We start from the raw sequence: 12,467 nt of genomic DNA, 5'->3' as shown, positions 1-12,467 counted from the left end.
GCGCCATCACGACGCGGATCGCCACCGGCGTTTCGAGAATGCGGAAGAGTTCCATCACTGCCTCCCTGTAGCGGGCACGCACCGCAAGGAGAACGCTTCCGCCACAGGGCTGTTCCTGATCGCCCCCGAAAAGAAAGCGGGCGGCAGCCTCTCGACCACCGCCCAAAAACAGGAAAATCTATTTATATCAGTCGATTGCACGATATTCCGGAATCAGATCCGGAACATCTTGAATCGATCTGGGAAGCCCGCGCCTGCCATGGCCGGCGCGGGCTCGCGCCAAATCAGTTCTTGGTCTTGTCGACCAGAGCCTTGGCCTTGATCCACGGCATCATGTCGCGGAGCTTGGCGCCGACTTCCTCGATCGGGTGAGCGGCGTAGCGCGCACGGGTCGCCTTGAACGAGGTCTGGTTGACCTTGTTCTCGAGCATCCAGTCGCGGGTGAACTTGCCCGATTGGATGTCGTTGAGGACGCGCTTCATCTCGGCCTTGGTCTCGGCCGTGATGATCCGCGGGCCGGTGACGTACTCGCCGTACTCGGCGGTGTTCGAGATCGAGTAGTTCATGTTGGCGATGCCGCCTTCGTAGATCAGGTCCACGATCAGCTTCACCTCGTGGAGGCACTCGAAATAGGCCATCTCGGGAGCGTAGCCGGCCTCGGTCAGCGTCTCGTAGCCGGCCTTGATCAGCTCGACCAGACCGCCGCAGAGCACGACCTGCTCGCCGAAGAGGTCGGTCTCGCACTCTTCCTTGAAGGTGGTCTCGATGATGCCGGCGCGGCCGCCGCCATTGGCCGAGGCGTAGGACAGGCCGAGGTCATGGGCGTTGCCGGTCGCGTCCTGGTGGATCGCGATCAGGGTCGGCACGCCGCCGCCGCGCTGATACTCGGAACGGACGGTGTGGCCGGGGCCCTTCGGGGCGACCATCAGCACGTCGAGGTCCTTGCGCGGCTCGATCAGGTTGAAATGAACGTTGAGGCCGTGCGCGAAGAGCAGCGCGGCGCCTTCCTTCATGTTGGCGTGCAGCTCGTCGCGATAGATGTCGCCCTGCAGCTCGTCCGGGGTCAGCATCATCATGATGTCCGAGACCTTGGCGGCCTCCGACGGGGTCATGACCTTGAAGCCTGCCTCTTCGGCCTTCTTGCGCGTGGCCGAGCCGGCCTTGAGCGCGATGATGACGTCCTTGACGCCGGAATCGCGCAGGTTGAGCGCGTGGGCGTGGCCCTGCGAGCCGTAGCCGACGATGCAGACCTTCTTGCCCTTGATCAGGTTGATGTCGGCATCACGATCGTAATAAACGCGCATGGGTGTCTCCTTTGTCACGCGTTGAAGGTGTCCCGGCCCGAAGCGTTCAGCCCCGCGCCGTAGAGGGTGAGAAACTGTTCGGTCGCCCGCTCGGCGTCGGTGGCGATCTCGGCCCGGCTCAACGTCAGCGTATCGCCGAGCAGGAGCCGGATCTGGACGTCGCGACCGGCGAGGCCGAAGAAGGTGCGGAAGGCCGTCTCGGTATCGTCGAAGGCGAGCAGCCCCGCCTCGCGCCCGGCATCGAGCACGGGCTTCAGGCGCTCGCCGATGGCGAAGCGGCCATTGGCCAGCACGATCGAGCCGAGATTGCCGTCGCGAGACGCCGCCTGGCTGATGCCGATGCGGTTGAGCGCGATCGAGGTCGGCGATGAGATCACCTCGAGCCAGTTCGCGGCGAAGCCCTTGAGGCTCTCGCGCAGAGTGCCGGCATCAAGCTTCTGCCGGGCGTAGTTGCCCGCCCTCACCTTCGAGGCCTGCCACTGCACGGTTGCGGTGAGCAGACCGTCGCGGTCGCCGAACCACTTGTAGAGCGTTTCCTTGGAACAGCTCGCCCGCCGCGCCACGGCGGTCATGGTCAGGCCGCTGCCCTTCTCGACCATCAGGCTCAGCACGGCATCGAGCACGGCCTGCTGGCGCGCTGTCAGCGCCTCGCCTTGCGTCTCTGCGGAGCCTTGCGTCATGGGCGGGAGAAATCCAGTACCGTACGTTACGGTTCAGGCATCTATCGTAGCGCCGGGCGGCCCGCAAGCGTTATTCGCGACTGGCATACGGGCGAAGAAGAATTATCTCTGGGCCATCGGATTCAAGGAACGGAGCCCTTCATGACCCTACCCAGCGCCAATGCCGTCGTCAGCTTCTGGCGCGAGGCCGGCCCGGAGAAATGGTTCGCCAAGGACGAGGCTTTCGATGCAGAGATCACCAGGCGCTTCCAGGCCGCTCATGAGGCTGCGGGAGCGAGCAAGCTCGCCGATTGGGAGGAAAACCCGGAGGGCGTCTACGCGCTCCTGATCCTGCTCGACCAGTTCCCGCGCAACATGTTCCGCGGCAGCCCGCGCGCCTTCGCCACCGATGCGCAGGCGGTCGCCATTGCCGAGCGCGCGATCGCCAAGGGCTTCGACGAGGCCTACCAGCCGCCGGAGAAGCGCTTCTTCTACATGCCCTTCATGCATTCCGAAGGGCTCGCCGATCAGGAGCGCTGCATCGAACTCTGCGCCGCCGCCAACGATGCCGACGGCGTGAAATATGCCGAGATCCACCGCGACATCATCCGCGATTTCGGTCGCTTCCCGCATCGCAACCCCGTGCTTGGGCGCGATACGACGGCACAGGAGCAGGCCTTCCTCAACGAAGGTGGTTTCAGCGGCTGAGGCTCAGCCGGCCTGCTGGCTCGCGATCCGTTGCAGGAAGATCGCCGCGATCGTCAGCAGGAAGCCCGCCCACCACAAGGGTGAGCGCAGGCTCTTGCCGCTGCCCAGCGGCTCGGCCTGCCCCTTGCCTGACAAGCGCATCACGATCGGCCAGGCGAAGCAGGCAAGCCCGGCCCCTCCCAGGAGAAGCGCGATCAGGCCGAGGGTTTCGGAGGTCAGCCCCATATTCACATGGATTCCGGGCCGCGGCTCATCGCGGCGATGCCCGTGCGCGAGACCTCGGTCAGCCCGACCGCCGTCATCGTCTTGATGAAGCGCTCGATCTCCTCGGTCGCCCCGGTCAATTCGAAGACGAAGGAGGTCAGCGAGGCATCGAGCACGCGCGCACCGAAGGCCGAAGCGAGGCGCATGGCCTCGACGCGATGGTCACCCTTGCCGACGACCTTGATCAGCGCCAGCTCGCGCTCGATCGCCTCGCCCTGCTCGGTCAGGTCGACGACACGATGCACCGGCACCAGCCGGTCGAGATGCGCCTTGATCTGGTCGATGACATTGGACGTACCGGAGGTCACGACCGTGATGCGCGAGAGATGCTTCTCATGCTCGGTCTCGGAGACGGTGAGGCTCTCGATATTGTAGCCGCGGCCCGAGAACAGCCCGGCGATGCGGGCAAGAACGCCCGGTTCGTTGTCGACGATCACCGCCAGGGTGTGGCGCGCGACCGGCTGGGCCTTCGGAGCATTCGGGTAGTGGGTAGCGGGCTTCGGCATGACGGACCTGTGAGGCGAGTTGGAGCGGACGAAATCGAGCGAATGAAAGTGTCGGGGTCAGCGGAGATTGACGAGGGCAGGTTCGTCGACCTCGTCCTGGGCTACGATCCAGGGCTCTGCCAGCGCCGCAGTGAGCCACTCGCGATAGGCGGGCAACGCGAGCACGGCCTGCATATAGTCCTGCGAGACCGGATCGACGGCGATGCCATAGGTATCGAGCCTGGTCACGACCGGCGCATACATCGCGTCCGCCGCCGAGAACTCGCCATAGAGGAACGGCCCGCCGGCGCCGAAGCGCTCGCGCGCCTGCCGCCACAGGCCGGTTAGCCTCTCGACATCGCGGGCGACGCCGGGGCCGCGATCGCGCGTGGCGAAACGCTTGCCGAGATTCATCGGGCAGGCACTGCGCAGCGCCATGAAACCGGCATGCATCTCGCTGGAGATGGCGCGCGCATGAGCGCGGGCCGCCTTGTCGCGCGGCCAGATGCCGGCCTGCGGCTGCGTGTCATGCAGGTATTCGCAGATCGCCAGCGTCTCCCAGACGGCGATATCGCCATCGACCAGCGTCGGCACGGTACCGCCGCTGCCGGGCGCAGCAGCGAAGATCGTCTCCTTGAAACCGGGTTCGTCGAGCAGCACGAGCTGCTCGGTGAAGGCGATCCCGCTCGCCCGCATCAGGAGCCAGGCCCTGAGCGACCAGGACGAGTAGCATTTGTTACCGATCAGAAGCTTCATGCCGCCGCAGCCTCCCATTCTTCGACGAAATCGAGCGCCGCCTGGACATGCAAGGCCGTCGTGTCGAACACCGGCACGTCGACATCGCCCTGCGAGAGCAGGAGACCGATCTCGGTGCAGCCGAGAATGACACCGTCGGCGCCCTCCTCCCTGGCAGCGCGCGTGACGATGGCGCGATAGCGCTCGCGCGAGGCCGGATCGATCCGCCCGCGGCACAGTTCCTCGTAGATGATGCGATGGACGTCGTCGCGCTCTTCGGGAGCCGGCACCAGCGCCTCGACGCCGAAGGCCCTGAGCCGGTCGCGATAGAAGCCCTGTTCCATGGTGAAGCGCGTCGCGAGCAGAAGCGGCCGTCGCGAGGACGAGGCCAGCACCGCCCGCGCCGTGACATCGGCGAGATGCAGGAAGGGCAGCTTGGTCGCGGCGATGATCTGGTCCGCGACCTTGTGCATGGTGTTGGTGCAGAGCACGAGGCAGGAGGCCCCGCCCTGTTCGAGGCGCCGCGCGCTCGCGGCCAGCGCGGCGCCCGCCGCGGCCCAGTCGCCCTTCGCCTGCATTTCCGCGATCGGAGCGAAATCGACCGAATGCATGAGCACGTCGGCCGAATGCAGCCCGCCCGAACGAGCGCGCACGCCCTCGTTGAGGAGCCGGTAATAGACCGCGGTCGACTCCCAGCTCATCCCGCCGATCAGACCGATGCTGGCCATGGTGCTTTCCTTCAATCGTACCCTCAGCCCTCATCCTGAGGAGCGGGCAAAGCCCGCGTCTCGAAGGATGATCCAGATCCCTCCCCACCCACTGGAGCATCCTTCGAGACGCCGCTATGCGGCTCCTCAGGATGAGGGCTGAGGGAGTCTGGACGGGCTCAGACGAGCTGCTTGCCCTTGGCGTCGATGATCTCGCCGGTATCGCCCTCGAAATCGGGCAGGATCATCTCGTTATGGGCCTTGCCCGACGGGATCATCGGGAAGCAGTTCTCTTCCTTGGCGACGAGGCAGTCGAAGATCACCGGGCCGGGCGTCTCGATCATCTCCATGATCGCGGCGTCGAGCTTGGCCGGGTCGGAGCAGCGGATGCCGTGGCCGCCATAGGCCTCGGCCAGCTTCACGAAGTCAGGCAGCGACTGCGAATAGCTCTCCGAATAGCGCCCGCCATGCAGCAGTTCCTGCCACTGGCGCACCATGCCCATGTACTCGTTGTTGAGGATGAAGATCTTCACCGGCAGCCGGTACTGCACCGCCGTCGACATCTCCTGCATGTTCATCAGGATCGAGGCCTCGCCGGCGACGTCGATGACGAGAGCCTCGGGGTGCTTCATCTGCACGCCGATGGCCGCCGGCAGGCCGTAGCCCATCGTGCCGAGGCCGCCCGATGTCATCCAGCGGTTCGGCTCCTGGAAGTGCAGGTACTGCGCGGCCCACATCTGGTGCTGGCCGACCTCGGTCGTGATGTAGGTGTCGCGATCCTTGGTCAGAGCATGGAGGCGCTCCAGCGCGTATTGCGGCTTGATGATCGTGTCCGAGTTCTTGTAGGCGAGGCTCTTGCGGCCGCGCCAACCCTCGATCTGCGTCCACCAGGCGGCGAGCGCAGTCTTGTCGACCTGCGGGCTGCTCTCGCGCCAGATCCGGACCATGTCCTCGAGCACATGGGCGCAATCGCCGACGATGCCGATATCGACCTTGACAGTCTTGTTGATCGAGGACGGATCGATGTCGATATGGACCTTCTTCGAGCGCGGCGAGAAGCCGTCGATGCGCCCGGTGATACGGTCGTCGAAGCGCGCGCCGATATTGATCATGACGTCGCAGTCATGCATCGCGAGGTTCGCCTCGTAGGTGCCGTGCATACCGAGCATGCCGAGCCACTGCTTGTCGGCGGCCGGGAAGGCGCCGAGACCCATCAGCGTCGAGGTGACCGGGAAGCCCGTCAGCCGCGCGAGCTCGCGCAGCAGCACCGAGGCATGCGGCCCGGAATTGATCACGCCGCCGCCGGTATAGAAGACCGGGCGCTTGGCGCCGGCGATCAGCTCGACCGCGGCCTTGATCTTGTTCAGGTCGCCCTTGACCACCGGGCGGTAGGTCTTGTGCTGGTTGTCGCGCGGCCGGGTATAGGAGCCGGAGGCGAACTGGATGTCCTTGGGGATGTCGATCACGACCGGGCCCGGACGGCCGTTCGAGGCAACGTGGAACGCCTCGTGCAGGATGCGCGGCAGGTCGTGGATGCTCTTCACCAGATAGTTGTGCTTGGTGCAGGAGCGGGTGATGCCGACCGTGTCGCATTCCTGGAAGGCGTCGGAGCCGATCAGATGCGTCGGCACCTGGCCGGTGATGACGACGAGCGGGATCGAGTCGAGCAGCGCGTCGGTGAGGCCGGTGACGGCATTGGTCGCGCCGGGGCCGGAGGTGACGAGGACACAGCCGACCTTGCCGGGGCCGGAGCGGGCATAGCCTTCGGCAGCGTGCACGGCGCCCTGCTCGTGGCGAACGAGGACGTGCTTGACCTTGTCCTGCTGGAAGATGGCGTCGTAGATCGGGAGTACGGCGCCGCCCGGATAACCGAACAGGTGCTCGACACCCTGATCCTGAAGCGCGCGGACGACCATCTCGGCGCCGGTCATCATCTCGCTCATTACGCTCTCCTGCGGCTGGTCTTTTTGTCTGTCTGGAATGCGGGCAATAAAAAAGGCCCTCGGAGGGGCCTGGGCGTGCGCTGGCGTCGGGGACGCCCGGTTCGAAAACCGGCCCCTACCAGCGCACCTCTACGAGAATAAGCTTGCGCATTGCGCACATGATCCTTGGCGAAAGTTGCCGAACGCTAACGGAGCGCGCGCAACCGGTCAAGCGTTAACATGGTTTGGAGGTCTTCGGGAGCGGCCGATCGTCCGATCTCGAAAATCCCATGCCTTTGCGGAACACTTTCTCAATCCGTCGGCAGTAGGTTCTGCGCGCTCGAACCGGGACGGATATGTACTACGAGGTCCACACCGAGAATATCGCGGCCCGCGGCCACGCCCCGGAGATCGCGCGGATTCTAAGCCGCTTTGCGCTTCACCGTCAGGACGGCGAGCCCGTCGGCTATGAGAAGCTCGCCGCCGCGCTGCTGCCGGATTTCGGCGAGGACCTGATGGTCCTGGAGCCCACCGACGACGGCGACTATCGCTGGCTGCATTTCGGGCGCGAGATCATCCGCTACTCCGGCGCAAACCGCCTCGGCAAGCGCCTCTCGGGTATGCGCGAGCACGTCGCCCGTTTCTCGATCGACAGCTTCGACCAGGCCATCGCCGAGGATCGGCCGCTCTACACCGTCCACCGCTCGACCCAGACAGTGCGCGTCGCCCTGTGGGAGCGCCTGGTCCTGCCGACCACGACGCGCGACGGGCGCCGCTTCATCATTGCCTTCAGCCGCCCGCTGCAGTTCCGCGAGGACCTGCTCAATGCCGTGCTGGACAGCTCGCCCTGCGGCATCGTCGCGCTGCGCGCCATCCGCGATGCGGCCGGCGAGATCGAACAGGCCGTCGTCGTCACCGCCAACCGCCGTGCCGCCGAGCTGAGCGGTCGCGCGGAAAACGACCTGCTCGACACCGATGGCCGCGAAAGCCTGTCCTTCCTCTCCGATCCCTCGATCTGGCGCCGCTGCCTCTTTGCCATCGACCTGCAGCGGGCCGACTGCCTCGAGACCTCCTACACGCGCGACGGCGCGACGACCTGGCTCAGGGTCGCGATCGCCCCACTCGGTGACGGCCTGCTCCTGACCCTGACCGATATCACCGACCTGACGGTGGCCAATCAAACCTTGCAGATGCGCGCCGCCACGCTGGCGCTCGAGATCGGCCGCGAACGGGCGACCCGCCGTGCCCTCTCCGAGGAAATCGGCCTGCGCGAGGAACGCGAGAAGGAGCTGCGTCGTCTGGCAGAGGAAGACCCGTTGACGGCTCTGCTCAACCGCCGCTCCTTCACCGACAAGGCCAACGCCGCCATTGCCGCCAGCGAGGCCGACGGCACCGAACTCGCGATGATCATCGTCGACCTCGATCACTTCAAGCAGGTCAACGACACCTATGGCCACCCGGCAGGCGATGCGGTGATCCGCGCCTTCGCCGACCTGCTGCTCGGCCAATACCGCAACGAGCGCAATCTCGTCGGCCGCTTCGGCGGGGAGGAGTTCGGTATCCTGCTGCAGGATTGCGACCTGGCCTCCGCAGCGGCCAGTGCACGCCAGATCCAGGATGCCTTGCTGACCCGCGCCATGCCGGTCTCCGAAACATTGGCTCTGCGCGTGACCGCGAGCCTCGGCATCGCCGCGCGTCACCCGGGCGAAGAGCTGGGGTCCCTGACAAACCGTGCCGACCGGGCGCTTTATCGCGCCAAGAACGAAGGTCGCAACCGCCTCGGCATCGCCGACCCTCTGGCTGTCGCCGAGGCGGCCTGAGCTTCAGCAGCCGAGCTGCCCGAGCGCCGCCTCCAGTGCAGCCTCGGGCGCGACCGCTTCCCAGCCCTCCATCTGGTGGCGGAACCACGTCACCTGCCGCTTGGCATAGGCGCGCGTATCGGCCTGGCCGCGCCGGATCGCTTCCTCCAGCGTCATCGTGCCGTCGAGATGGGCGATCAGGCTTGGCACCCCATGGGCGCGCATGATCGGCAGCAGCGGATCGAGCCCGCGTAGCCGCAGACGCGCGACCTCGTCGAGCGCGCCCTCACCCATCATCGTCTCGAAGCGCCGGTCGATCCGCTCCCGCACCGCCTCGCGCTCGGGATGCACGAAGAGCCGCAGCGTCGGCGTGCCGCCGAGCGGCCCCGGTTCGCGCTCGCCCTGGAAGCTCGCCAGCGAACGCCCCGTCGCCCGGAAGACCTCCAGCGCCCGCATGATCCGCATCCGGTCGCTCGGGCGCAGCCGCTCAGCCATGGACGGATCGCAAGCGACAAGCTCGGCATGGAGCGCAGCCGTCTCCCGTCCTTCGGCATGGCTCCGAAACGCGGCTCGAACATCCTCCGGCACCGGCGGCATCGCCGAAAAGCCTTCCGTGACGGCCTTGAAATAAAGCCCGGTGCCGCCAACCAGGATCGGCAGCGAGCCGCTTTCGCGCAGTTCAGCCAGCAGCGTCGTCACGTCAGCGGCGTAGCGCATCGCCGAATAGTTCACGGCGCCATCGACATGCCCGTAGAGGCGGTGCGGCACCATCGCCTCCTCAGCCGCGCTCGGCCGCGCCGAGAGGATGCGCAGATCGGCATAGACCTGCATGGAATCGGCGTTGACGACGGTTCCGCCGGTGCGGCGTGCGATCTCGATCGCGAGCGCGGACTTGCCGCTCGCGGTCGGACCTGCGATGAGCACCGCGCCGAATTGCCCTGCCGCCTTCACCCGGTTCCTCACATGCTCGTCGCCACACTCGTATCCGCCCACGGCCAGGCGCTGGTCGGCGAAGCCCTGCTCGCCCGCCTTGCCCGCACCGTGCCCGGCATCACCGGCACGACCGTGCTTGACGGCGCGATCGCTGCCGACCTCTTCGCGGAAGCGGCCGACGCACGCAAGCTCGAAGCCGAGATCCGTTCGGAACTTGAAGGCGCCGCGATCGACGTCATCGTCCAGCCGGCAGCCACCCGCCGCAAGGCGCTGTTCCTCGCCGACATGGATTCGACGATGATCGGCCAGGAATGCATCGACGAGCTCGCCGCCTTCGTCGGCCTGAAGGAGCATGTCGCCGCCATCACCGAGCGCGCCATGCGCGGCGAGATCGATTTCGAGCCGGCTTTGCGCGAACGCGTCGCCCTACTGAAGGGCGTACCGCTCTCCGTCGTCGGCGAGATCATCCGCGACCGCATCACGCTGACGCCGGGCGGCCGTGAACTCGTCCAGACGATACGGGCGAATGGCGGCTACACCGCGCTCGTCTCTGGCGGCTTCACCGTCTTCACCGGCCCGATCGGCCAGACCATCGGCTTCGACGAGCACCGCTCGAACACGCTCATCGCCAGCGACGGCATCCTGAACGGCACGGTCGCCGATCCCATTCTCGGCAAGCAGGCCAAGCTCGACGCGCTCGTCGAATTGCGCGCCCGCTTCAAGCTCGCCCCCGCGCAGACCATGGCCGTCGGCGACGGCGCCAACGACCTCGCCATGCTCGGCGAGGCGGGACTGGGCGCAGCCTTCCGCGCCAAGCCGGCGGTGGCGGCAGCCGCCGACGCCCGGCTCGACCATGCCGACCTCACCGCCCTGCTCTACGCCCAGGGCTATACGCGCGGCGAGATCGTCCGGGGCTGATCAGTCGACGATGAAGAGCTTCGCGCCGGTCTTCGTCGCGGAGCGGTGCGCCTCGGCATTGTCCGCGACCTGATAGCTCATGCCTGCCTTCAGCGGCAGCACGCGCCCGTCGGCCAGCGTGGTCTCCATCTCGCCTTCCAGGCACAGGATGATGTGCCCCTTCGAGCACCAGTGATCGGCGACATAGCCCGGTGAGTACTCGACCATCCGCACCCGGATGCGGTTGCCCTCGGGGCCGAAATACTGGACGCGCCAGGTCGCCTCTCCGCTGTCGCCGGCATGGCGCTCCATGGGGATCGTCGCCCAGTCGGTGGTGACGAAGGGAATGTCGCTAAGCTTCATCTCGGTCTCTCCGGGCGCCGTCGCCAAGCTCTAGCTGCGTTCGGCCGGTCTGCGCCAGCGCGCGCACTTCGCCACCGCTCTGCGGACAGAACATGAAAAAGGGCGGCCCGACCGGACCGCCCTTCATATTCTACAGATATCACCGGTCTCAGTTCATCGAGACGGCGACGAAGCGGACCTCGCCCTGGCCGTTCGAGACCAGCAGGAGGGCCGACTTCTTGCCTTCCTTCTTCAGCGCATCGAGGCGCTTGGTCACGTCCTGCGGCGTGTTGACCGGCTCCTGGCCGACCTCGACAATCAGCTCGCCGACAAGGATGCGCTTGTCGGCGGCGTTCGAGTTGGCATCGACCTTGGTGATGACCACGCCCTTGAGGCCGTCCTTGATCGTGTAGCGCTTCCGAAGCTCGTCCGTCTGCGGCGAGAATTCGAGGCCGAGCGCGCTCGTCAACGCGGGCTTGGCCGGCTCGGCCGCCGGCTTGTTCGCCGAGGCCGACTGGACCTTCTCGCCATCCTCGAGGCGGCCGAGCTTGACCGTCTTGGTCTCTTCCTTGCCCTTGCGGATCACCACCAGCGGCACGTCCTTGCCGACCGGCGTCGCCGCGACGATGCGCGGCAGGTCGCGCGAATCCTTCACGTCCTTGCCGTCGAACTTGACGATCACGTCGCCGGTCTCGAGGCCGGCCGGCTTGGCCGGGCCCTTCTCGTCGATGCCGGCGACGAGCGCGCCCCGCGCCGTGCCGAGGCCAAGCGCCTCGGCGGTGGCGTCATCGACGGTCTGGATGCGCACGCCGAGCCAGCCGCGACGGGTCTCGCCGAATTCCTTCAGCTGGTCGACGATGTTGGTCGCCAGCGTCGAGGGCACGGCGAAGCCGATGCCGACCGAGCCGCCCGTCGGCGACAGGATCGCCGTGTTGATGCCGATGACCTCGCCGGCCATGTTGAACAGCGGGCCGCCCGAGTTGCCCTTGTTGATGGCCGCGTCGGTCTGGATATAGGTGTCGTACGGACCCTGGCTGATGTCGCGATTGCGGGCCGAGACGATGCCCGACGAGACCGAGCCGCCGAGGCCGAACGGGTTGCCGATCGCCATCACCGGATCGCCGATCCGCATCTTGTCGGAGTCGCCGAACTTGACCGCCGGCAACGGCTTATCGTGCTTCACGCGCAGCACGGCGAGATCGACCTTGCTGTCCTTGCCGATGACTTCGGCCTTGAGGCGCAGGCCGTCATTGAGGATCACCGTGATCTCGTTGGCGTCGCCGATGACGTGGTTGTTGGTGACCACGATGCCCGAGGGATCGACCACGAAGCCGGAACCGGCCGATTGCGAACGGCGCTGCTGCGGCGCCTGGCGCTCGCCCTGCTGGTTGCGGCGGTTGAAGAATTCCTCGAACAGGTCGCCGAAGGGCGTGTCGGGACCAAGCTGCGGCAGTTGCGGCAGGTTGCGGCCCTTCTGGTCGTTGGTGGTGACGGCCGCGATGTTGACCACCGCCGGCATGACCTTGTCGACGAGGTCGGCAAGCGAGGTCTGCCCCTGGAGGAGCGGCGTATTGGCCTGCGCATGCCCCGGCGCCAGCACGGGCGAGGCCAGCAGCGCGAGGCCGGCGACGCCGGCAGCGAGAGCGATGCGGACAGGCCTGGCTGCGGAAAGGGTGTTCGATGCCATAGGGGTCCTCATGTTCGGAAGAATG

Annotated in this window: 13 protein-coding genes; 3 read left to right on the top strand and 10 right to left on the bottom strand. The window is 66.5% G+C overall.

What is annotated here, in order from left to right; all coding sequences use genetic code 11:
• Positions 1–284: 284 nt before the first annotated feature.
• Both ilvC and AC6RIC_RS10340 read right to left on the bottom strand, forming a co-directional pair.
• Positions 285–1,304, bottom strand: a complete 1,020-nt coding sequence (gene ilvC, locus AC6RIC_RS10345) for a ketol-acid reductoisomerase (RefSeq protein WP_454656258.1) — start codon at positions 1,302–1,304, stop codon at positions 285–287.
• A 14-nt stretch (positions 1,305–1,318) separates the two neighbouring features.
• Positions 1,319–1,984, bottom strand: a complete 666-nt coding sequence (locus AC6RIC_RS10340; RefSeq protein WP_499736100.1) for a TetR/AcrR family transcriptional regulator C-terminal domain-containing protein — start codon at positions 1,982–1,984, stop codon at positions 1,319–1,321.
• Positions 1,985–2,125: 141 nt separating this feature from the next.
• Here AC6RIC_RS10340 and AC6RIC_RS10335 point away from each other — a divergent pair, with 141 nt between their 5' ends.
• Entirely contained in the window at positions 2,126–2,671 is a 546-nt protein-coding gene (locus AC6RIC_RS10335; RefSeq protein WP_499736099.1) for a DUF924 family protein, read from the top strand.
• A 3-nt stretch (positions 2,672–2,674) separates the two neighbouring features.
• Here the strand turns inward: AC6RIC_RS10335 and AC6RIC_RS10330 are convergent, their stop codons facing one another.
• The 5 genes from AC6RIC_RS10330 to AC6RIC_RS10310 all read right to left on the bottom strand — a co-directional run bounded on the left by AC6RIC_RS10330 (position 2,675) and on the right by AC6RIC_RS10310 (position 6,805).
• Positions 2,675–2,896, bottom strand: coding sequence for a hypothetical protein (locus tag AC6RIC_RS10330; protein WP_454656255.1), 222 nt, complete (start codon positions 2,894–2,896; stop codon positions 2,675–2,677).
• Positions 2,897–2,898: 2 nt separating this feature from the next.
• Positions 2,899–3,441: an acetolactate synthase small subunit gene (gene ilvN / locus AC6RIC_RS10325; RefSeq protein ID WP_499736098.1), complete on the bottom strand. Its 543-nt coding sequence runs from the start codon at positions 3,439–3,441 to the stop codon at positions 2,899–2,901.
• Positions 3,442–3,498: 57 nt separating this feature from the next.
• Positions 3,499–4,176 carry a glutathione S-transferase family protein gene (locus AC6RIC_RS10320; RefSeq protein ID WP_499736097.1) on the bottom strand — a complete coding sequence of 226 codons (678 nt, stop codon included), beginning with the start codon at positions 4,174–4,176 and terminating at the stop codon, positions 3,499–3,501.
• The gene (locus tag AC6RIC_RS10315; RefSeq protein ID WP_499736096.1) at positions 4,173–4,883 is read right to left on the bottom strand and encodes an aspartate/glutamate racemase family protein; all 711 of its coding nucleotides are present in this window, start codon (positions 4,881–4,883) and stop codon (positions 4,173–4,175) included. The genes AC6RIC_RS10320 and AC6RIC_RS10315 overlap by 4 nt, the downstream gene beginning before the upstream one ends.
• 158 nt (positions 4,884–5,041) lie before the next feature.
• Positions 5,042–6,805, bottom strand: coding sequence for an acetolactate synthase 3 large subunit (locus tag AC6RIC_RS10310; protein ID WP_499736095.1), 1,764 nt, complete (start codon positions 6,803–6,805; stop codon positions 5,042–5,044).
• A gap of 335 nt (positions 6,806–7,140) precedes the next feature.
• Here AC6RIC_RS10310 and AC6RIC_RS10305 point away from each other — a divergent pair, with 335 nt between their 5' ends.
• Positions 7,141–8,604: a GGDEF domain-containing protein gene (locus AC6RIC_RS10305; protein ID WP_454656250.1), complete on the top strand. Its 1,464-nt coding sequence runs from the start codon at positions 7,141–7,143 to the stop codon at positions 8,602–8,604.
• Between the two features lie 3 nt (positions 8,605–8,607).
• Here the strand turns inward: AC6RIC_RS10305 and miaA are convergent, their stop codons facing one another.
• A complete protein-coding gene (gene miaA, locus AC6RIC_RS10300; protein ID WP_499736094.1) occupies positions 8,608–9,534 on the bottom strand; it encodes a tRNA (adenosine(37)-N6)-dimethylallyltransferase MiaA in 927 nt (308 codons plus the stop codon).
• Positions 9,535–9,546: 12 nt separating this feature from the next.
• On the opposite strand from miaA, the gene serB reads away from it, so the two are divergent.
• Entirely contained in the window at positions 9,547–10,434 is an 888-nt protein-coding gene (gene serB / locus AC6RIC_RS10295) for a phosphoserine phosphatase SerB (RefSeq protein ID WP_499736093.1), read from the top strand.
• Here serB and AC6RIC_RS10290 read toward each other — a convergent pair whose 3' ends face one another.
• Both AC6RIC_RS10290 and AC6RIC_RS10285 read right to left on the bottom strand, forming a co-directional pair.
• Complete coding sequence (locus AC6RIC_RS10290) at positions 10,435–10,776, bottom strand: DHCW motif cupin fold protein (RefSeq protein WP_454656247.1); 342 nt, start codon at positions 10,774–10,776, stop codon at positions 10,435–10,437.
• A gap of 148 nt (positions 10,777–10,924) precedes the next feature.
• Positions 10,925–12,442 (bottom strand): DegQ family serine endoprotease, encoded by a 1,518-nt coding sequence (locus AC6RIC_RS10285; RefSeq protein WP_499736092.1) that lies wholly within the window; start codon positions 12,440–12,442, stop codon positions 10,925–10,927.
• Positions 12,443–12,467: the final 25 nt, after the last annotated feature.

The organism is Allobosea sp. TBD101 (assembly GCF_059817965.1).
Note: the sequence above shows the minus strand (reverse complement) of the source record. Positions and strands in the feature narration are given on the sequence as shown.

What these genes read in the sequence shown, in the direction of transcription:
- ilvC (WP_454656258.1), bottom strand. Translation starts at nt 1,304, where the DNA reads ATGCGCGTTTATTACGATCGTGATGCCGACATCAACCTGATCAAGGGC.
- AC6RIC_RS10340 (WP_499736100.1), bottom strand. Translation starts at nt 1,984, where the DNA reads ATGACGCAAGGCTCCGCAGAGACGCAAGGCGAGGCGCTGACAGCGCGC.
- AC6RIC_RS10335 (WP_499736099.1), top strand. Translation starts at nt 2,126, where the DNA reads ATGACCCTACCCAGCGCCAATGCCGTCGTCAGCTTCTGGCGCGAGGCC.
- AC6RIC_RS10330 (WP_454656255.1), bottom strand. Translation starts at nt 2,896, where the DNA reads ATGGGGCTGACCTCCGAAACCCTCGGCCTGATCGCGCTTCTCCTGGGA.
- ilvN (WP_499736098.1), bottom strand. Translation starts at nt 3,441, where the DNA reads ATGCCGAAGCCCGCTACCCACTACCCGAATGCTCCGAAGGCCCAGCCG.
- AC6RIC_RS10320 (WP_499736097.1), bottom strand. Translation starts at nt 4,176, where the DNA reads ATGAAGCTTCTGATCGGTAACAAATGCTACTCGTCCTGGTCGCTCAGG.
- AC6RIC_RS10315 (WP_499736096.1), bottom strand. Translation starts at nt 4,883, where the DNA reads ATGGCCAGCATCGGTCTGATCGGCGGGATGAGCTGGGAGTCGACCGCG.
- AC6RIC_RS10310 (WP_499736095.1), bottom strand. Translation starts at nt 6,805, where the DNA reads ATGAGCGAGATGATGACCGGCGCCGAGATGGTCGTCCGCGCGCTTCAG.
- AC6RIC_RS10305 (WP_454656250.1), top strand. Translation starts at nt 7,141, where the DNA reads ATGTACTACGAGGTCCACACCGAGAATATCGCGGCCCGCGGCCACGCC.
- serB (WP_499736093.1), top strand. Translation starts at nt 9,547, where the DNA reads ATGCTCGTCGCCACACTCGTATCCGCCCACGGCCAGGCGCTGGTCGGC.
- AC6RIC_RS10290 (WP_454656247.1), bottom strand. Translation starts at nt 10,776, where the DNA reads ATGAAGCTTAGCGACATTCCCTTCGTCACCACCGACTGGGCGACGATC.
- AC6RIC_RS10285 (WP_499736092.1), bottom strand. Translation starts at nt 12,442, where the DNA reads ATGGCATCGAACACCCTTTCCGCAGCCAGGCCTGTCCGCATCGCTCTC.